Genomic DNA, 20,465 nt, shown 5'->3' on the forward strand with positions numbered 1-20,465 from the left:
TTATACCAATTTGAACTGTTTTGGAGGAAGGGATGCGAGTATTAAAGTTTGGAGGTTCATCGTTAGCCGATGCTGATCGTTTTTTAAGGGCGGCAGATATCATCGTTAACAATGTACAGCAAGAAGAAGTCGCCGTTGTGCTCTCTGCACCGGGAAAAACCACCAATAAATTAGTGGCAGTTATTGAGAGTGCTTTGCGTAATGGCGAAGCAGAACGCCAAATAGCGGAACTTGAATTCTCATTTTTCGATCTACTCGCTGGCATCAAAGCACAATTGCCTAATGTGGATTCGGCCGCTTTTGACAATCAAGTAAAAACGTCACTGTCTCAGTTGCGTCAATTTGTACACGGCATTAATTTACTCGGTATGTGCCCAGACAACGTCAATGCGCGCATTATCAGTAAAGGTGAGCGAGTCTCTATCCAACTGATGAAAGCGGTACTTGAAGCAAAAGGACAAGCGGCTGCATTGATTGACCCAGTACAATATCTTTTTGCTAAAGGTGAGTACCTTGAGGCAATGGTTGATGTTGAGATCTCCACGCAAAATTTCAAGCAAAATCCACTTCCGCAAGCGCATGTTAACATTATGCCGGGTTTCACGGCTGGTAATGAAAAGGGTGAATTGGTCTGTCTAGGCCGTAATGGCTCGGATTATTCTGCGGCTGTGCTTGCGGCATGTTTACGTGCAGATTGTTGTGAGATTTGGACCGATGTCGATGGCGTTTATAACTGTGACCCACGTTTGGTTGCGGATGCTCGTTTATTAAAATCACTCAGCTACCAAGAAGCGATGGAGCTTTCGTATTTTGGCGCGTCAGTGTTACATCCCAAAACCATTGCACCGATTGCACAATTTCATATTCCGTGTCTTATCAAAAACAGTTTTAATCCTCAAGGCGCAGGCACGCTGATTGGTCAAGATACTGGTGAAGATAAGCTGGCTATCAAAGGTATTACTACACTCAATAATTTGACTATGGTCAACGTCTCCGGCCCTGGCATGAAAGGAATGGTCGGCATGGCTAGCCGTGTGTTTGGCGCGATGTCTGCCGCAGGCGTTTCTATTGTGCTGATTACACAATCCTCTTCAGAATACAGCATCAGTTTCTGTATTGAGGCGCAAGATAAAGCCCTTGCCAAAAGAGCATTATCGGAAGCGTTTGAACTGGAATTAAAAGATGGCCTACTTGAGCCTGTCGAGTTTATGGATGACGTTGCGATTGTCACTCTGGTTGGTGACGGCATGCGCACTTCGCGCGGAGTGGCTTCTCAATTTTTCTCATCGCTGGCTGAAGTTCACGTCAATATTGTTGCCATTGCACAAGGCTCTTCCGAGCGAGCTATTTCGGCGGTGATTCCAGAAGATAAAATTTCAGAAGCGATCAAGGCTTGTCATGAAAATCTTTTCAATTCTAAGCATTTCTTGGATGTGTTTGTGGTCGGTGTCGGCGGTGTCGGAGGCGAATTAGTTGACCAAATTCATCGTCAGCAAGCCAAACTAGCCGATAAAGGAATTGTGATTCGAGTGTGTGGCCTTGCGAATAGTAAGGCACTATTACTGGATAGCGAAGGCTTGCCGCTGGAGCATTGGCGTGATCGAATGCATAGCGCGAGTGAAGAATTTAGCCTCGCAAGGCTTATCTCTCTAGTGCAGCGTAACCATATCATTAACCCTGTCTTAGTTGATTGTACTTCCAGTGAAGTGATTGCTAACCAGTACGCCGAATTTCTGGCTGCGGGTTTTCATGTTGTGACGCCTAATAAAAAAGCCAATACCGCAAGCATGGCCTACTATCACCAGCTGCGTGAAGTGGCGCGCAACTCGCGCCGTAAATTGATGTACGAAACGACGGTTGGTGCTGGTTTACCTGTGATTGAAAACTTGCAAAATCTCATTGCCGCTGGTGATGAGTTGGAAAAATTCAGCGGTATTTTATCTGGCTCTCTTTCGTTTATTTTCGGCAAACTGGATGAAGGTATGACTCTTAGTCAAGCTACGCAGCTAGCTAAAGACAAAGGTTTTACTGAGCCTGATCCTCGTGATGATCTGTCGGGAATGGATGTGGCTCGCAAGCTGTTAATTTTAGCTCGTGAGGCGGGAATGCCTTTAGAACTGGATGATGTAAAAGTCGATCTTGCTTTGCCGCCGGGTTTCGATATTTCGGGTACAGTTGAAGAGTTTATGGCGCGCTTGCCGCAGGCTGATGCTTATTTCCAAGAGCTATCCACTAAGGCTGCCGCCGAAGGTAAGGTATTACGTTATGTTGGTGAAATATCAGAAGGTCAATGCAAGGTAAAAATTGCAGTGGTCGATGAAAATGACCCAATGTTTAAAGTCAAAGATGGTGAGAATGCACTGGCGTTTTATAGCCGTTATTATCAACCGATTCCATTGGTGTTGCGTGGTTATGGGGCGGGTACAGAAGTAACAGCAGCAGGGGTGTTCTCTGATGTGATGCGCACCTTAGGTTGGAAGTTAGGGGTTTAATTGATGAGTTCAAGTGACATGAGTGTGGTGGTGTATGCCCCAGCTTCAATTGGTAATGTGAGCGTTGGGTTTGATGTTTTAGGGGCGGCTGTGTCGCCAATTGATGGCAGTTTATTGGGGGATCGTGTTGAAGTTAAAGCGGGCAGCGAACCTTTTGTACTCGAAACAGCAGGTCGCTTTGTCGACAAACTGCCAGAAGATCCAAAGCAGAATATTGTTTACGATTGCTGGCTTGTTTTTACCAGAGAGCTTGAAAAAAAGAGCATTGCAGTAAAGCCGTTGCAAATGACGTTAGAAAAAAATATGCCGATTGGTTCAGGCTTAGGTTCCAGTGCTTGTTCAATTGTTGCAGCTTTAGATGCATTGAACCAGTTTCACGGTAACCCACTTAATCAGACTGAGCTTTTAGCGCTGATGGGCGAAATGGAAGGTAAAATTTCAGGCGGTATACATTATGATAACGTTGCCCCCTGCTACTTAGGCGGCGTGCAATTGATGCTTGAAGAGCTAGGTATCATCAGCCAAGAAGTGCCTTGTTTTGACGATTGGTATTGGGTGATGGCGTATCCTGGGATTAAAGTTTCCACAGCCGAAGCGCGAGCGATCTTACCTTCACAATATCGTCGACAGGACATCATTGCGCATGGTCGTCATCTCGCAGGTTTCATTCATGCTTGTCACTCAGGTCAGCCTGAGCTAGCGGCTAAACTGATCAAAGACGTGATTGCTGAACCGTATCGTGAGAAACTTCTGCCCGGCTTTTCGGATGCGCGTAAATACGCTGCATCAGCCGGAGCGCTCACCACTGGCATTTCCGGCAGTGGCCCAACACTGTTCAGTATTTGCAAAGAAAAAGAGGTTGCCGAGCGAGTTGCTCGTTGGCTTGAACAACATTATGTACAAAATGAAGAAGGATTCGTCCATATTTGTCGCTTAGACAAAAATGGCTCGACCGTTACAGGAAGTGCTCTATGAAGCTTTACAACATAAAAGAAAATGATGAACAAGTCTCTTTTGGCCAAGCCGTACGCCAAGGATTAGGACGCAATCAAGGGCTGTTTTTCCCAGCAGAGTTGCCTCAGTTTGAAGATATTGACGCGTTACTAGCCGAAGATTTTATCTCTCGTAGTACAAAAATTCTCAGCGCCTTGATTGGTGATGAATTACCAGCAGAGCAAGTGAATGCGATGGTTGATGCGGCTTTTCAGTTTCCAGCACCGATTAAGCAAGTGAAAGGCGGCATTTATGCTCTAGAGCTTTTCCACGGTCCAACGCTGGCATTTAAAGATTTTGGTGGTCGCTTTATGGCGCAGTCACTGGCCGCCGTTTCAAATGGTGGACAGATCACCATTTTAACCGCGACTTCTGGTGATACTGGCGCTGCGGTGGCTCATGCCTTTTATGGAATGCCCGACATCAAGGTCGTGATACTTTACCCTAAAGGTAAGATCAGCCCGTTACAGGAAAAACTCTTCTGCACTCTGGGCAACAATATTCACACTGTCGCGATAAATGGTGACTTTGATGCTTGCCAAGCGTTAGTTAAGCAGGCTTTTGATGACGCCAAGCTTCGCCAAGAGATCGGTTTAAACTCTGCAAATTCAATCAATATCAGTCGTTTAATGGCACAAATTTGCTACTACTTTGAGGCCGCATCACAATTAAGCAAAGCGCAGCGTGAAAACTTAGTCATCTCCGTACCGAGTGGCAACTTTGGCAACCTAACCGCTGGTCTGTTGGCAAAAGCATTGGGCTTACCAATCAAGCGTTTTATCGCGGCAACCAATGCCAATGATACCGTTCCTCGTTACTTAGAAACGGGTCAATGGGATCCAAAACCCACTGTCGCGACCACATCGAATGCGATGGATGTGAGTCAGCCGAACAACTGGCCGCGCATCGAAGAGCTTTGTCGCTTAAAGGGCTGGGGGCTAGATACCTTAGGTAAAGGTGCGGTATCTGATGCACAAAGTGCGGATTCAGTTCGTGAACTTTACGCGCAAGGTTATTTGTGTGAACCGCATGGTGCCATTGCGTATCGAGTTTTGGATGAGCAGTTACAAGCGGGAGAAACGGGGCTATTTTTGTGTACTGCGCACCCTGCCAAATTTAAAGAAGTCGTTGACGATGTGCTAGGCACTGACATTGAATTACCAGCTCCTCTTGCAAAACATGCAGTGATGACGTTGCTTTCTGAAGAGTTAGACTATGATTTTGACGCTCTAAAAACGGTGTTAAGACGCGTTCAGCCTTAAAGAGATCCTGATTTCATCTTATTGAAGTCAGGATGATATTCCTCTAACGATAAAAATGGCGCTCATTGAGCGCCATTTTTGGATATGAATATTCTCATCAACGCTATGATTATAGCGTCTCAGTGAAAGTACGTGCGATAACGTCACGTTGCTGTTCTTGAGTCAATGAGTTGAAACGAACAGCGTAACCAGAAACACGAATCGTCAGTTGCGGATACTTCTCAGGGTGTGCAACGGCATCTTCAAGAGTTTCACGCTTAAGAACGTTCACATTTAGGTGCTGACCGCCTTCGATGCGAGGTGCTATTTCAATCGCAACTTCACGGCTTTCATACTCACCAAGGTCGCTGACCGCGATAACTTGATCTGCTTGGTAGCCTGCGTTAGCGGCAACGCAACGTGCTTCATTCTTTTCATTATCGAGTAACCAGATAGAATTTAGTAGGTTGTCGTTTGCTGCTTTTGTAATTTGAATGCCTTGAATCATCACTATCTCCTAGTCCACTTAAGTGGCGTTATTGGTGTTTATTTTCTAACTTTGTTGAGTTGGTTATTATATAGCTAATATCCTTAAAATTAATATTGATTTAGGTCAAAAAACAACGATAAACATTGATAATATGGGGCTTATTTTATTGATTTAAATCAATAAAGCATTTAAAAACAATGAGTTCTACTTTTTTTTAATACATAAAATATTTTTTATTTATTGTTTTGTTGTAATTTTACTACATTTTTAGCGCGTGTTTGACCTAAGTAACAGAAAATCAGACAATTGAAGTCCAATGTTGAAAGTACAAAGTGATTTAATGACAAATAGAATTCAGGGCCGTGGAATGAAATTTATTGGTGCTCATGTATCGGCCTCTGGCGGCGTTGACCAAGCCCCATTGAGAGCGAGAGAAATTGGAGCAAATGCATTTGCTTTATTCACTAAAAACCAGCGCCAGTGGGTTGCTAAACCGCTCGAAGAGGCAACCATTCGCGCTTTTAAGGCTAACTGTCACATGCTTGGTTTTAAAAGTGAACACATTTTGCCGCATGATTCATACCTTATTAATCTGGGCGCGCCAGAAGCCGATAAGCTTGCTAAGTCACGCGAAGCTTTTATTGATGAAATGCAACGTTGCCAGCAACTGGGGCTGACGCTTCTGAATTTTCATCCGGGTAGTCACCTTAAACAAGTCTCAGAAAGTGAATGTCTTGCGACGATTGCAGAATCGATAAACCTTGCACATCAAGCCGTGCCTGAGGTCGTTGCTGTGATTGAAAACACCGCAGGGCAGGGGACGAATCTAGGCTGGCGTTTCGAACATTTAGCCGAAATTATCCAGCAAGTTGAGGATAAATCGCGAGTAGGTGTGTGCCTTGACACGTGTCATACTTTTACTGCAGGTTATGATTTGCGCACAGTTGAGGCGTGCGAGGCAACCTTTTCAGAGTTTGATAGCGTGGTGGGAATGCACTACTTACGTGCAATGCACATCAACGACTCAAAGGCAAAGTTTGCCAGCCGTGTTGACCGCCATCATTCTCTAGGGCAAGGCGAAATTGGTTGGCCATGCTTTGAATTTATTGCCAAAGATTCAAGGTTTGATGGTATCCCATTGATTTTAGAAACAATCGATCCAGACATTTGGGCCCAAGAAATTCAAACATTAAGAGATCTACACGCACAATCGGTAGATTCAGTAGCATCTTAAATAAGTTGGCATCTTTCTTTCATAAAGACAAAGGCATAGCCGCGTCAAAATGAAGGAGGATGTCACTATGTTTCATATGATCTCACGTTCACCATCAATAGCTCGACCACCAGTCCGATTGCCTATACCTAACCGACATGTGAACGGTCAAGGGCATACTCGAACGCCACAAAAATCACATTAACTGGCAAAAGCTCTGTGACATGGACTCATGCAGTGGTGGCTTTTTATGGTTACAATGCGGTAATTAGTTAATTTGCAGAGCGTTGTTATGACTCAATCATTGACTTGGCACGATGTTATCGGCCATGAAAAACAGCAGGAGTATTTTCAACAGACGATAGCGTTTGTTGAAAAGGAAAGGCTGGCGGGGAAAGTGATTTATCCACCTGCTGCTGACGTGTTTAATGCGTTTCGTTTTACCGAATTTGGCGATGTTAAGGTTGTGATTTTAGGGCAAGATCCTTATCACGGGCCAAATCAAGCTCATGGGTTATGTTTTTCGGTGTTACCCGGTGTTAAAACCCCACCTTCACTGGTGAATATCTACAAAGAGCTGGTGCAAGATATCTCCGGTTTTGTTACTCCTCAGCACGGTTACCTAAAAAGTTGGGCCGAGCAAGGGGTGCTATTGCTCAATACCGTATTGACTGTTGAACAAGGTATGGCGCATTCGCACGCTAATACTGGTTGGGAAACCTTTACCGACCGGGTGATTGAGGCGGTAAATCAGCAGCGTGAAGGTGTTGTTTTCCTGTTGTGGGGTTCACACGCGCAGAAGAAAGGCAGCATGATTGATCGCAGTAAACATCATGTATTAGTAGCACCGCATCCTTCTCCTCTTTCTGCGCATCGAGGCTTTTTGGGCTGTAAACATTTTTCAAAGACTAATCAATTACTTATTGAGCAGGGGAAAGCGCCTGTGAATTGGCAACCCGTATTGGATAAGTGATTAATTGATGTTTTTTCGAGCAGGGTCAAAACAAGCACGCTGAAGCTTTTATACACTTATCTAAAATAAGTGTAATGGAGAAGCACAATGATGATTGAAAGGATCCGTAGAGAACACGGGTATATGGCGCGTTTGCTTGCCATTTTGCGAGATAAACAACGGCAATTGAGTAATGAACAAAGTATCAACTACTCCTTAGTGAGAGAGATTATTGACTACTTAGCGACACATTCAGAGTCAGTACACCACCCCAAAGAAGATATTCTCTATCACTATTATATTGATCATTATGGTCAACATAATGATATTCAAAATTTAGCGAGAGAACATGTAGAACTTTCTGAGAAAACTCATGCTTTTCTAGAGATAGTCGATATGATTTTGCAAGATGCCGTTGTACCACAGCACGTGTTCATCGAGCAGCTTGATGCATTTATTTCTTCCCAGAAGCGTCATCTGGAGTTAGAAGAACAATCGGTTTTACCTTTGATCAGCCGCACCTTTAATGTAACTGATTGGCAAGCGGTGGAGGCGAGCTGGCAACAATCCGAAGATGATCCAGTATTTGGTGAGACAATTGCGGAGCAGTACCAACAATTAGCTCACCGAGTTCGACAAACCGCACAAGAGTGCCAGTAATCTCTGCTGATTCAGTTAAACAAAAAGGCACTGTTGAAGTGCCTTTTTACTCAGAGTTTTATTTGATCAGCCTCGAAGCAGACATCCATCTCCATCAATTCTCTTTGTAACCGTTTTTGATCCTGAATCGCTTCAATTTCTCGCCACATTCTTTTTACTGGTTTAGTGCGACTAGAGCGGAGTTTTGTGATTTCCATTTCCAACATTTCGTCAAATTGCAAGCTTTCCATAAGCAACCTCTTGTTGTTGTTATTACGCCATGTCGTGCTCTCTAGATAGCACAGTTTTCGCTAGCCTAGCTATGATTTGTTTCTCATTTGTTTCCTTTTGATGAACCTTTTATTGGATTTTGACCAGAATTTCACAGTTTCAGTGGGATTCTTTAGTACAAAAAGGGAGCGGTTAAGCGACGCAAACGATTTTATTTGCATTTTAAAATGTTAAATAAATGTTGTTTTGAAAATTTACAATTGCCTGGTTGGTTGTTTTATGACCATTCAATAAAAAATTATCATAAATTTATGCAAGATTTAGTGGTGAAACTGATTAGCCCTTTATTCTCAAGGGGTGAGATTAAGTGAGTGCAACTGGGTTTTTATGGTTGTTTTTTATCTTTCAATGTTTCCAGTTTGGGTTGTTTTGGTTGCTAATCTGTTGCTGTGTTGGTTTGTTAAATGTTAATTAAAGGTGATTTTATAGTGAAAAATAACATTTTAACTAAACTTATTGCATATTGATTTTTGTTCTTTCAGGTTGCATTATCCGCCCGTCAAAAATACGTTGCCCCTTCAAAAGTTGAGACTCCTCACTTTTTGGACGAATAAAATGCATTGCATAATATCGATAAAAACATGCTGGTTAGAACGTTGACTCGCAGCATGTGCATTTTTTCGTGAAGCTTTTCGCTTAGGTCAGCGCTATCACTCTATGAGAGGTTCTTGTGACAGACTTAATCAATTTAATGAATGATTTACTTTGGGGATCCATCCTTGTTTATCTTTTAGTCGGTGTTGGTGTGTACTTCACCGTTCGCCTAGGATTCATTCAATTTCGCCATTTCGGCCACATGTTTAGTGTGTTGAAAAACAGCCGCAAAGCAGATAAAGCCGGTATTTCTTCTTTCCAAGCACTTTGTACTAGCCTTGCTGCGCGTGTTGGTACGGGAAACATGGCCGGTGTAGCCGTTGCTTTAACGGCGGGTGGTCCAGGCGCGATTTTCTGGATGTGGTTGATTGCTATGCTTGGTATGGCGACTTCATTTGCTGAAAGCACGTTGGCTCAGCTATACAAAACCCGTGACAAAGATGGTAACTACCGCGGTGGCCCTGCGTACTATATGGAAAAAGGCCTTGGTATGCGTTGGATGGGTGTCCTGTTTTCCATCTTCCTGATTATTGCTTTTGGCCTAGTATTCAATGCCGTTCAAGCTAATTCAATTGCAGGGGCTATGAAAAATGCTTTTGGATTTGATCCGCTGTATGTCGGTATCTTCATCGTTGCAATTTCGGCTTTCGTCATTTTTGGTGGTATCCGTAAAATTGCGCGTACCGCTGAGTTGATTGTACCTTTCATGGCATTAGCTTACTTAGCGATTGCGATGTTTGTAATGGTCACTAATATAGAAAAGCTACCAGCCGTATTAAGCCTTATTTTCAAAAGTGCATTTGGCCTTCAAGAAGCGGCCGCAGGCGGTTTAGGTTACGCGATTGCTCAAGCCATGATTAACGGCATCAAACGCGGTCTGTTTTCCAATGAAGCGGGTATGGGTTCAGCACCTAATGCAGCGGCTTCTGCAACGCCTTATCCGCCGCATCCTGCTTCTCAAGGTTACGTGCAAATGTTGGGTGTTTTTATTGATACGATTGTGATCTGTTCAGCAACCGTCGCCATTATTTTGATGTCGGGTGAATATGTACCGCACGGTGAAATTACCGGTATCGAGCTGACTCAGCGCGCATTAAGCTCACAAGTGGGCAGTTGGGGTGGGATTTTTGTTGCTTTTGCGATTTTCTTCTTCGCCTTTACTTCAATTATTGCCAACTACTCTTATGCCGAAACGAACCTGATTTTCTTAGAGCACAACAATAAGAAAGGGTTAACGTTGTTCCGTATTGTTTTCCTTGCCATGGTGATGTTTGGCTCATTGGCGACTTTGCCTACCGTATGGGCAATGGCGGATGTCTCGATGGGGTTAATGGCGATTGTTAACTTGGTGGCGATCATTCTGCTCTCTGGCATTGTGATTAAGCTCGCGAAAGATTATAACCGTCAGCTAGCCGCAGGTAAGGTTCCCACCTTCGATGCTAATGATTACCCTGAGTTAAAATCTCAGTTGGAAGATGGCATTTGGTACAACAACAAATAGCCTGTTATCGTTACTGACGATTAAATAGATTGAAAAAGCCATGCAGACACCGCATGGCTTTTTTTGTACTCTGTGAGCCATAAAATAAGAATAGAAAGGAAGGAAAATTATGCTCATTGTTGTTTCCCCAGCCAAGACGTTAGATTACGAATCCCCGTTGGTGACAAGCAAATATACTCAGCCGGAGCTTATTGACCATTCAGCTCAGTTGATCGATGTTTGCCGTCAATTGACTCCTGCCGACATCTCAGCGTTGATGAAAGTGAGCGATAAAATCGCTGGGCTCAACGTGGCTCGCTTTGCGCAGTGGAGCCCAACCTTCACGTTGGATAATGCACGTCCCGCCATTTTGGCGTTTAAAGGGGATGTTTATACAGGATTTGAAGCAGAAACATTATCGGATGCCGGATTTGAACATGCACAACAGCATTTAAGAATGCTCTCTGGCTTGTATGGTGTATTAAAACCACTGGATCTGATGCAACCATACCGTTTAGAGATGGGCACGAGATTGGGTAACCCGAGGGGGACTAACCTGTACCAGTTTTGGGGGGATATCATTACCGATAAACTCAATCAAGCTCTGAAAGAGCAAGGCGATGATGTGTTGATTAATCTCGCTTCCAACGAGTATTTTAAAGCGGTTAATCCGAAAAAACTTAAGGGGAGCATCATTACTCCGGTATTTAAGGATTGTAAGAAAGGGCAATACAAAGTCATTAGCTTCTATGCTAAGAAGGCTCGTGGCATGATGGCGCGCTACATTATCGATAAACAAATCTCTTCTGTAGAGCAATTGGCTCAGTTTGACAGTGCTGGCTACTATTTTGTAGAACAGGAGTCATCAGCAACTGAGTTGGTCTTTAAACGCGAAGAGCAGTGATGTAAGAGAGGCGGTTATGTGGCAGTGGTTGAAAAAGCAGGTTGCGCGTTATGATCGCTGGTGTGAGAACATGGGTTTAACACCAGATAAAAAACGTAGCTGTGTTCCTTATCGTCAAGATCCTGTTCAGAGTAAAGAACGTGAGCGAGAATAAGAAGCTGCGTTTATTTGATACGCATTGCCATCTCGATTTTTCTATCTTTGAGCGTGAGTTTGAACACCATTTACATTTAGCTCGCCAGCAGGGGGTTGAGAAAATAGTGATTCCCGCCGTTGGTCCAAGTAACTGGCAACGAGTGGCCGAGCTTGCTAACGGTTATCCTGAACTCTATTTTGCTCTCGGGTTCCATCCCTGTTTTTTATCAACCTCTTCCCCTGCGGATATCGACGAGCTTGAGCAAAAGTTACTTCAAAAACCAGCTCAATGCGTGGCTCTGGGGGAGTGTGGCTTAGATTTTGCGACTGATATTGCTCCCGCTTTGCAAGAAACAATGTTTGAAATGCAACTAGAGCTTGCGAAACGAGCCAGACTTCCATTGATATTACACAGCCGCAAAGCGCACAACCGCCTTATACAACTGTTAAAAAAACATCAATTTAGCCAAGGTGGAGTGCTGCATGCTTTTTCTGGCAGCGTTCAACAGGCAAACCAGTTTATTGAACTGGGTTTTAAGATTGGCGTGGGTGGTGTTATTACCTATCCAAGAGCCAACAAAACCCGTCTTACTATTGCGGCACTCCCCATCGAAAGTTTAGTGCTAGAAACAGATGCTCCTGATATGCCACCCAATGGTTTTCAAGGGCAAGCGAATCACCCACAAAAACTGCCGATTATCCTGCAAACGCTTGCGTTGCTGAAGAACCAATCAGAGCAAACGGTTGCTGATGTTTTGTGGAAAAACAGCCATTCTCTGTTCTTTCCGGTGTGAATAAATTCGAAATGAAATGTAGGTTTAATGATTCTAGTATTAGTAAATATTGAACGTGCTCACATAAATGAGTGAATGGGCAGTGAATCTTATAAGAAAGTGTGAGGCTGGCATTACTTTATCTTAGTGGTGATGAGTATAATCACCCCGCTTCATGAGCTCCATTTTATAACACGCCAACAATAACCTAATAAGGAAATCATAAACTATGAGCCTGTTTATGAGCCTAGTCGGTATGGCAGTTCTGCTAGGACTTGCAGTTCTACTGTCTGATAACCGCAAAGCTATCAATCTAAGAACAGTGGGTGGCGCTTTTGCTATCCAATTTATTATCGGTGGTTTCGTTCTTTACGTACCATGGGGTCGTGATCTCCTTGCAGGTTTCTCTGCGGGTGTTCAAAACGTCATAGACTTCGGTAAAGACGGTACTGGTTTTCTATTCGGCAGCCTAGTTAACTTTTCAGTTGACGGTATTGGCTTCATCTTTGCTTTCCAAGTTCTACCTACTCTAATCTTCTTCTCGGCACTCATCTCTGTGCTTTACTACATTGGCGTTATGCAATGGGTAATTAAGATTCTAGGTGGTGGTTTACAAAAAGCACTCGGTACCTCTCGTGCGGAATCGATGTCTGCTGCAGCCAACATTTTCGTAGGTCAAACAGAAGCGCCACTCGTGGTTCGTCCGTTTGTACCTAAAATGACTCAATCTGAGCTGTTTGCAGTAATGTGTGGTGGTTTGGCTTCAGTTGCGGGTGGCGTACTTGCTGGTTACGCATCGATGGGTGTACCGCTAGAGTACCTTGTTGCGGCCTCTTTCATGGCAGCACCGGGTGGTCTACTGTTTGCAAAAATCATCAAACCAGAAACCGATACTCCAGATGAAGAACTGGGTAGCGATATGGATGGCAATGATAAACCTGCCAACGTAATCGATGCTGCTGCAGGTGGTGCTTCTGTTGGTCTGCAACTTGCGTTAAACGTAGGTGCAATGCTACTTGCCTTCGTTGGTCTAATCGCCTTAGTTAACGGTATGCTTGGTGGTGTGGGTGGTTGGTTCGGTATGCCTGAACTGACTCTAGAACTACTGCTTGGTTGGCTTTTCTCTCCATTAGCATTCCTAATTGGTGTGCCATGGGAAGAAGCAACGCTAGCGGGCTCTTTCATCGGTCAAAAACTGGTTGTAAACGAATTTGTTGCTTATCTAAACTTCGTACCTTACGTGGGTGAGAACGCACAGATCGTTGCTGCTACTGGTGCGGTGATGTCTGAGAAAACTCAAGCTATCATCTCATTTGCACTGTGTGGCTTCGCCAACCTTTCTTCTGTTGCGATTCTACTCGGTGGTTTAGGTGGTCTTGCTCCTAACCGTCGTCACGATATCGCGAAGATGGGTGTAAAAGCCGTTTGTGCTGGTACACTGTCTAACTTAATGGCAGCAACCATTGCTGGCTTCTTCCTTTCTTTCTAATTAAACAAGAGAAAGAGATATAGACGCCGTTTAACATCGCCCCGTAGCAAGAGATTGCTGCGGGGCTTTTTTGTTTTGGCGAAAGGAATACTTTGATTCACTCTTTAGTCGGGTGGTCAGTGTTTATCACCTCAAGCTCTCTTTTATAAGTTAGCTTTTAATGGATAGATCAGAGTTTATCGGTAAACGAGATTATCGTTGACGCTGATCTTTTTTGAGATACAAACCGTTTGCTCTATGAATGACGCTACAGTTTTGTAGTGAAAATCTATACTGTATCAGTGGGATTCATTTTCAATAGAAGAGTGAAGATATCAGCTAGCGCCAATCAATACATGGAGTATGATTTGACGCAAAGGCAGCCCGTTTTATCATGTCGTGTTGCTTTGATATAAATTAGATACGGGTATAAGTTACACACGGATATACGTTAGACACGGCGATAAGTGCAAATAAGTGGCATATCATGGTTGTGCCATAGGCCAAATTGGTACTGTGCGGTGACAGGGATAGCAATTGAAATGCAAGTGCATTTCGAGTCTTCAAGGAACCAAGTCCGTTCATTTGTGGCTAGCAAGCCATCTCGCTCTCAACACTGAGCGTGGTTTACTAGTGAACTATTTGAATATATTGATCGGAGATAGAAATGAGCGATTTAAAAGCAGCCGCACTACGTGCACTGAAATTGATGGATTTGACTACGCTAAACGATGATGACACGGATGCGAAAGTGATTGCCCTTTGTCATGATGCCAAAACGGCTGTAGGTAATACCGCTGCAATTTGTATTTACCCTCGCTTTATTCCTATTGCGAAGAAGACACTTCGTGAGCAAGGCACGCCAGAGATTCGTATCGCAACCGTTACCAACTTCCCACACGGTAATGATGATATTGAGATTGCCGTTGCGGAAACTAAAGCCGCTGTTGCGTACGGTGCTGATGAAGTCGACGTTGTGTTCCCTTACCGCGCATTAATCGCCGGTAATGAGCAAGTCGGTTTTGATCTTGTTAAGCAATGTAAAGCCGCGTGTGGTGACATTCTGCTTAAAGTGATCATCGAAACAGGTGAGCTAAAAGAAGAAGCATTAATCAAGAAAGCGTCTCAAATCTGTATTGAAGCGGGCGCTGATTTCATCAAAACCTCAACGGGCAAAGTCCCTGTGAATGCAACACCAGAATACGCACGCATGATGCTAGAAGTGATTCGCGATATGGGCGTTGCCAAAACTGTAGGCTTTAAACCTGCGGGCGGTGTACGCACAGCGCAAGATGCTGCATTGTATCTCGCGATGGCTGATGAGCTACTTGGCGCAGATTGGGCCGACAGCATGCACTACCGTTTTGGGGCTTCAAGCCTGCTAACCAATCTTTTGAATACATTAGAAGTAACAGACCAAAAAGCCGATCCAGCTGCGTATTAATTATGCGCTGAAGTAGGACTGATAATAATAAGTCTGACTCGTGGAGCTGAGCCATCAGCTCCCGATTACCTCTTTACCTTACTGACCAAAGCATCATGCTTGGGAGGCAACTAATGTATTCAACTCAAACTTTTTTACCTCAAGAAATCATTCGCAAAAAGCGTGACGGTGAGATCCTCACCACCGAAGAAATTAACTTTTTTATTCAAGGTGTGGCGAATAATACCGTCTCCGAAGGCCAAATTGCGGCCTTTGCCATGACGATTTTCTTCAATGAAATGACTATGCCAGAGCGCATTGCACTGACGTGCGCTATGCGTGATTCTGGGATGGTGATCAACTGGGATGCGATGAACTTCGGTGGTCCTATCGTTGATAAACACTCAACTGGCGGCGTGGGCGATGTTACTTCGCTGATGCTTGGCCCCATGGTCGCAGCCTGCGGTGGTTTTGTCCCTATGATTTCAGGGCGCGGCCTTGGTCATACGGGCGGCACGCTGGATAAATTGGAGTCGATTCCCGGTTATAACATCACTCCAAGTAATGACGTATTTGGTCAAGTAACCAAAGAAGCGGGCGTTGCTATCATCGGCCAAACGGGTGATCTCGCGCCAGCGGATAAACGCGTATACGCCACACGTGACATTACCGCAACGGTCGACAACATTTCACTCATCACCGCCTCGATTCTTTCTAAAAAATTAGCCGCTGGGTTAGATTCCTTGGTGATGGATGTCAAAGTCGGTTCTGGCGCATTTATGCCGACTTACGAAGCTTCTGAAGAGTTGGCTAAATCTATCGTCGCAGTGGCTAACGGCGCAGGTACGAAAACCACGGCTATTTTGACGGATATGAACCAAGTGCTGGCCTCTTCGGCAGGTAATGCCCTTGAAGTGCGTGAAGCGGTACGCTTTTTAACTGGTGAATATCGCAACCCTCGCTTACTGGAAATTACCTTGGCCTCTTGCGTTGAGATGTTGTTGTTAGGCAATTTAGCAAAAGACAGCAATGATGCTCGTGCGAAACTGATGTCCGTTCTTAATAACGGAAAAGCGGCTGAATGCTTTGGCAAAATGGTCAAAGGGTTAGGCGGCCCCGCTGATTTTGTTGAAAATTACGATCACTATCTTGAAAAAACCGAGCTGGTTAAGCCCGTTTACGCTCTAGAAAGTGGCGTCGTATCGGCAATGGATACTCGCGCGATTGGCATGGCCGTGGTGGAGATGGGCGGTGGACGCCGCGTCGCAACTGACACTATTGATTACGCGGTTGGGTTTGACCAATTTATTCGCCTAGGTGACGTTGCCGATAGCAGCAAGCCGTTGGCGGTGATCCATGCGCGTAATGAAGCGCAATGGCAACAAGCGGCCAAAGCATTACAAAGCGCCATTCAAATTGGCGGAGAATACACACCAACACCCGATGTCTACGGCCAAATTCGCGCAGAAGACGTATAAAAATATCGGTTGGAGAGAGCAATGAAAAGAGCATTTATTTTAGTATTAGATTCATTTGGTATCGGCGAAACCGCTGATGCACCACAATTTGGTGATGTTGGCGCTGACACTTTGGGCCACATCGCAGACCAATGTGCTAAAGGCGAAGCGAATAATACGGATCGCCAGGGCCCATTGACGCTGCCAAACTTATCGAAACTGGGGCTTGCCATGGCGCATAAAGAGTCAACGGGGCGTTTTGCTCCGGGGCTTGATGCCAACGCTGATATTATCGGTGCGTACGGTCACGCAGCCGAGCTTTCATCAGGTAAAGATACTCCTTCGGGTCACTGGGAAATTGCTGGTGTTCCTGTACTGTTTGAATGGGGTTATTTCAGTGATAAGCAAAATAGTTTCCCGAAAGAGCTGACAGATCGCATTGTTGAACGCGCAGGTTTGGATGGTTTTCTTGGTAACTGCCATGCATCAGGCACTCAGGTTTTAGATGATTTGGGTGAAGAGCACATGAAAACGGGTAAACCGATTTTCTATACCTCAGCTGACTCAGTGTTCCAAATTGCTTGTCACGAAGAGACGTTTGGTCTTGATCGTTTGTTAGAACTTTGCCAGATCGCACGTGAAGAATTGGCGGATTACAACATTGGCCGCGTGATTGCGCGTCCGTTCATTGGCCCGAAAGCGGGAGAATTTGCTCGTACTGGTAACCGTCGTGATTTATCCGTTGAGCCGCCAGCGGCGACCGTGCTGCAAAAATTGGTTGATGAGAAGCAAGGTAACGTGGTTTCTATTGGTAAAATTGCCGATATTTACGCCTACTGCGGCATCACTCATAAAGTCAAAGCGACAGGCATCCCAGCTTTATTTGATGCAACACTAGAACAAATCAAACAAGCGAAAGATAACACCATCGTCTTCACTAACTTCGTTGATTTTGATTCCGCTTATGGTCATCGCCGTGATGTAGCGGGCTACGCTGCGGCACTGGAGTACTTTGACAAGCGTCTGCCACAAGTGCTTGAGTTAATGGAAGAGGACGATGTACTTATTCTTACAGCGGACCATGGTTGCGATCCAACTTGGCCGGGTACGGATCATACGCGCGAGCATATTCCAGTCTTGATTTATGGGCATAAAGTGGCCCCCGGTTCATTGGGCCGCCGTGAGACGTTTGCTGATATTGGTCAGTCACTGGCGCACTATTTCGGTACGTCTGCGATGGATTACGGCACCAATTTCTTACAGTAAGCGTAGCGATTCATTTTTTGAGGATGAATAGAGAGATCACTTTCTATTCTTTGGTCAATTTAGATAAAGGATACTTTTAATGGCAACTCCACATATTAATGCTGAAATGGGTGCATTTGCAGACGTCGTTTTAATGCCGGGTGACCCACTTCGCGCAAAATACATCGCAGAAACTTTCCTTGATGATGTGGTTCAAGTGTGTGATGTCCGTAACATGTTTGGTTATACAGGTACATACAAAGGTCGTAAAATTTCGGTAATGGGCCATGGCATGGGGATCCCTTCATGCTCAATTTACGTGACGGAACTTATCAAAGATTTTGGCGTGAAAAAAGTGATCCGTGTCGGAAGCTGTGGTGCGGTCAGCGACGATATTAAAGTGCGTGATGTTGTGATTGGTATGGGTGCTTGTACCGATTCCAAAGTTAACCGCATCCGTTTTAAAGACCACGACTTTGCTGCGATTGCCGATTACAAAATGGTTAAAGCCGCAGAAGAAGCGGCTACGGCGCGTGGTATTAACGTGAAAGTGGGTAACTTGTTCTCCGCAGAGCTTTTCTACACGCCAGATCCAGAGATGTTCGATGTTATGGATAAATACGGCATTGTTGGTGTAGAAATGGAAGCGGCAGGAATCTACGGCGTAGCGGCGGAATATGGCGCAAAAGCACTGACGATTTGCACTGTCTCTGATCACATCAAAACTGGCGAGCAAACGACTTCAGAAGAGCGTCAAAACACTTTCAATGAAATGATTGAAATTGCGTTAGATTCAGTATTGATTGGCGACGCTCAATAATATTCTTTTATAAAAAACCTCAGTGTCGCAACTGAGGTTTTTTTATTTACAAAGCCTGCTAAGTCATATCATCCACATTCTGTAGCAGCAGGTTCTCTCCACCACTCTTTGGCTTTCGGCGCAGCAGTAGCAGTGTGAGCAATACACCGCTGACAAAGCTGGTTAGCAGCATGAGATACATGTAGCGATCACTTTTACGATAGTGGTGATCTGAAATTGCGGTGACGCGGCCAGTTTCAAAAGTAATGCGGATAAAACCAATGATACTGCTTTCATGATAGACAGGCTCAACCAGTTGCTGACGGCCAATGCTGGCCGTGCGCAGTGGTGTATCCAATCCTAATACTTCGCGTACGCTTAACGCGTTATCGCTGGCGGCTAATTTGACCCCTTCGGAATCATAAATGGTGGCATCAAACACCAGTTTGTCTTGAGCTAACTGGTTGGTGAGGGCTAGCAGGCGCTCTTGATCTTGCTCTGATATCATGCTGCCCGCAGATAATGATGCCTGTGAAATCAAAACCTTAGTTAATGTTTCTAGTTGGTTAGCCTGAATTCGTTCGTTACCTTTACTGATCACAACGCTGTTTTTTACGGTAAAGAAGAACATGCCTGCTAATAAAATGACGGTAAGCACACGAATTGCGACGCGAAATGAAAATAAAGAGCCGTCCATAACCCACCTGATTGGATAAATAAAAACTTTACTCATATTGAGACTTGCGTTTTTAAATTGCAATAGGGTAACGTCAGGGGCATACACCCATTTATTGATACTCGAGCATTGAATCGAGTTGATCCCTTTTTGCTTGTGGTGCGTTTAAGCAGGCTGAAGGAAAAGGATTGATTAAGGAATGATATAAACATGGATGCCCTCAAAACATTGCCGATCAAAAGGCACACAACGCTGCTCAACCGCTTGCCTGAAACTCGTTTCTCTTCACAATTTGACAAAGCAAAAGCAAGTTGGATTGTTTTTGCACCTTATCTCTCCACTCAACATTTTGATGATATTGACTTTTTTACAGGTTACTACAACGCTGTCCTCGATATGTGGAAAGTGGGGCATTATGAAGTGGCGTTGATGTCAGGTGAGCTGACAACAGAGCACGAGAAAATTTTACAAGGGCTCGAAATTGATTATGCCCGTTTGTGTGAAGTACCAGACCTTTCTAAACCGGGTTTGATTGTGATGGATATGGACTCCACGGTGATTCAAATTGAATGTATTGATGAGATAGCTAAGTTAGCGGGTGTCGGAGAGGAGGTGGCCGAAGTCACTGAGCGAGCGATGCAAGGTGAATTGGATTTTGAGCAAAGCTTGCGTCAGCGGGTTGGAAAGCTTGCTGGTGCCGATGAGTCGATTCTTGAAGCGGTTCGCTCTACATTACCCATGATGCCCGATTTACGTGAACTGGTAGCAACACTGCATGCATTGGGGTGGAAAACGGCGATTGCATCCGGTGGCTTTACCTATTTTTCAGATTATTTAAAAAGCGAACTGCAACTTGATCATGCGCAATCCAATACGTTGGAAATTGTTGATGGCAAGCTTACTGGTCAAGTACTAGGTGATGTCGTTTCGGCACAAACCAAAGCCGATATTTTGGTTGAGTTAGCACAACGTTATGAGATTGAATTGCACAATACTGTCGCGGTTGGCGATGGGGCGAATGATTTAGTTATGATGGCTGCCGCGGGGTTAGGCGTTGCTTATCATGCTAAACCTAAAGTTGAAGAAAAAGCACAAGCGGCGGTCCGTTTTGCAGGCCTTGGTGGCGTGCTCTGTATTCTCTCTGCCTCATTGGTGAAGCAGCAAAAACTCAGTTGGAAAGTGAAGCCTTAAGTAAAGCTC

The 20,465-nt window shown here is 44.6% G+C and carries 19 protein-coding genes and 1 other annotated feature (1 of these 20 cut by a window edge); of the genes, 16 read left to right on the forward strand and 3 right to left on the reverse strand.

The window, feature by feature from the left end; genetic code table 11:
* Positions 1–3: a sequence feature (Thr leader region), on the forward strand (it extends 115 nt beyond the left edge of the window).
* A 29-nt stretch (positions 4–32) separates the two neighbouring features.
* The 3 genes from thrA to thrC are packed head-to-tail and all read left to right on the forward strand — an operon-like array spanning position 33 to position 4,747.
* On the forward strand, positions 33–2,492 hold the full coding sequence (thrA, locus tag AACQ75_RS02590; protein WP_026027387.1) for a bifunctional aspartate kinase/homoserine dehydrogenase I: 2,460 nt from the start codon (positions 33–35) through the stop codon (positions 2,490–2,492).
* 18 nt (positions 2,493–2,510) lie between these two features.
* A complete protein-coding gene (thrB, locus tag AACQ75_RS02595) occupies positions 2,511–3,467 on the forward strand; it encodes a homoserine kinase (protein ID WP_170889458.1) in 957 nt (318 codons plus the stop codon).
* Entirely contained in the window at positions 3,464–4,747 is a 1,284-nt protein-coding gene (thrC, locus tag AACQ75_RS02600; protein ID WP_170889437.1) for a threonine synthase, read from the forward strand. The genes thrB and thrC overlap by 4 nt, the downstream gene beginning before the upstream one ends.
* Before the next feature lie 109 nt (positions 4,748–4,856).
* On the opposite strand, the gene grcA is transcribed toward thrC, so the two are convergent.
* Positions 4,857–5,234, reverse strand: a complete 378-nt coding sequence (gene grcA, locus AACQ75_RS02605; protein ID WP_170889438.1) for an autonomous glycyl radical cofactor GrcA — start codon at positions 5,232–5,234, stop codon at positions 4,857–4,859.
* 298 nt (positions 5,235–5,532) lie between these two features.
* Here grcA and nfo point away from each other — a divergent pair, with 298 nt between their 5' ends.
* From nfo to AACQ75_RS02620, 3 genes are all read left to right on the forward strand, one after another.
* Positions 5,533–6,450 (forward strand): deoxyribonuclease IV, encoded by a 918-nt coding sequence (gene nfo, locus AACQ75_RS02610; protein WP_064625854.1) that lies wholly within the window; start codon positions 5,533–5,535, stop codon positions 6,448–6,450.
* Positions 6,451–6,721: 271 nt separating this feature from the next.
* Positions 6,722–7,402: a uracil-DNA glycosylase gene (gene ung, locus AACQ75_RS02615; protein ID WP_170889439.1), complete on the forward strand. Its 681-nt coding sequence runs from the start codon at positions 6,722–6,724 to the stop codon at positions 7,400–7,402.
* An 87-nt stretch (positions 7,403–7,489) separates the two neighbouring features.
* Positions 7,490–8,041 (forward strand): hemerythrin domain-containing protein, encoded by a 552-nt coding sequence (locus AACQ75_RS02620; RefSeq protein ID WP_017047477.1) that lies wholly within the window; start codon positions 7,490–7,492, stop codon positions 8,039–8,041.
* A 50-nt stretch (positions 8,042–8,091) separates the two neighbouring features.
* Here AACQ75_RS02620 and AACQ75_RS02625 read toward each other — a convergent pair whose 3' ends face one another.
* Positions 8,092–8,271, reverse strand: a complete 180-nt coding sequence (locus AACQ75_RS02625) for a DUF3545 family protein (protein ID WP_010318284.1) — start codon at positions 8,269–8,271, stop codon at positions 8,092–8,094.
* Positions 8,272–8,981: 710 nt separating this feature from the next.
* On the opposite strand from AACQ75_RS02625, the gene AACQ75_RS02630 reads away from it, so the two are divergent.
* The 9 genes from AACQ75_RS02630 to deoD all read left to right on the forward strand — a co-directional run bounded on the left by AACQ75_RS02630 (position 8,982) and on the right by deoD (position 18,610).
* Complete coding sequence (locus tag AACQ75_RS02630; RefSeq protein ID WP_013856119.1) at positions 8,982–10,406, forward strand: alanine/glycine:cation symporter family protein; 1,425 nt, start codon at positions 8,982–8,984, stop codon at positions 10,404–10,406.
* Positions 10,407–10,515: 109 nt separating this feature from the next.
* A complete protein-coding gene (gene yaaA / locus AACQ75_RS02635) occupies positions 10,516–11,289 on the forward strand; it encodes a peroxide stress protein YaaA (RefSeq protein WP_026027382.1) in 774 nt (257 codons plus the stop codon).
* Between the two features lie 16 nt (positions 11,290–11,305).
* Complete coding sequence (locus AACQ75_RS02640; RefSeq protein ID WP_013856121.1) at positions 11,306–11,443, forward strand: DUF5363 family protein; 138 nt, start codon at positions 11,306–11,308, stop codon at positions 11,441–11,443.
* Positions 11,430–12,218 carry a TatD family hydrolase gene (locus tag AACQ75_RS02645; RefSeq protein ID WP_170889440.1) on the forward strand — a complete coding sequence of 263 codons (789 nt, stop codon included), beginning with the start codon at positions 11,430–11,432 and terminating at the stop codon, positions 12,216–12,218. Before AACQ75_RS02640 ends, AACQ75_RS02645 begins: the two co-directional genes overlap by 14 nt.
* A gap of 208 nt (positions 12,219–12,426) precedes the next feature.
* Complete coding sequence (locus AACQ75_RS02650) at positions 12,427–13,686, forward strand: NupC/NupG family nucleoside CNT transporter (RefSeq protein WP_013856123.1); 1,260 nt, start codon at positions 12,427–12,429, stop codon at positions 13,684–13,686.
* Between the two features lie 646 nt (positions 13,687–14,332).
* On the forward strand, positions 14,333–15,109 hold the full coding sequence (gene deoC / locus AACQ75_RS02655; protein ID WP_013856124.1) for a deoxyribose-phosphate aldolase: 777 nt from the start codon (positions 14,333–14,335) through the stop codon (positions 15,107–15,109).
* A 95-nt stretch (positions 15,110–15,204) separates the two neighbouring features.
* A complete protein-coding gene (deoA, locus tag AACQ75_RS02660) occupies positions 15,205–16,566 on the forward strand; it encodes a thymidine phosphorylase (RefSeq protein WP_017043061.1) in 1,362 nt (453 codons plus the stop codon).
* 21 nt (positions 16,567–16,587) lie between these two features.
* Positions 16,588–17,811: a phosphopentomutase gene (locus AACQ75_RS02665; protein ID WP_170889441.1), complete on the forward strand. Its 1,224-nt coding sequence runs from the start codon at positions 16,588–16,590 to the stop codon at positions 17,809–17,811.
* A 79-nt stretch (positions 17,812–17,890) separates the two neighbouring features.
* Entirely contained in the window at positions 17,891–18,610 is a 720-nt protein-coding gene (gene deoD / locus AACQ75_RS02670; RefSeq protein ID WP_013856127.1) for a purine-nucleoside phosphorylase, read from the forward strand.
* Positions 18,611–18,668: 58 nt separating this feature from the next.
* Here the strand turns inward: deoD and AACQ75_RS02675 are convergent, their stop codons facing one another.
* Entirely contained in the window at positions 18,669–19,286 is a 618-nt protein-coding gene (locus AACQ75_RS02675) for a YtjB family periplasmic protein (RefSeq protein ID WP_026027378.1), read from the reverse strand.
* A 189-nt stretch (positions 19,287–19,475) separates the two neighbouring features.
* Here AACQ75_RS02675 and serB point away from each other — a divergent pair, with 189 nt between their 5' ends.
* Positions 19,476–20,456, forward strand: a complete 981-nt coding sequence (gene serB / locus AACQ75_RS02680) for a phosphoserine phosphatase (protein ID WP_170889442.1) — start codon at positions 19,476–19,478, stop codon at positions 20,454–20,456.
* Positions 20,457–20,465: the final 9 nt, after the last annotated feature.

This window comes from Vibrio sp. B1-2, assembly GCF_963888445.1.
Taxonomy (GTDB): domain Bacteria; phylum Pseudomonadota; class Gammaproteobacteria; order Enterobacterales; family Vibrionaceae; genus Vibrio; species Vibrio anguillarum.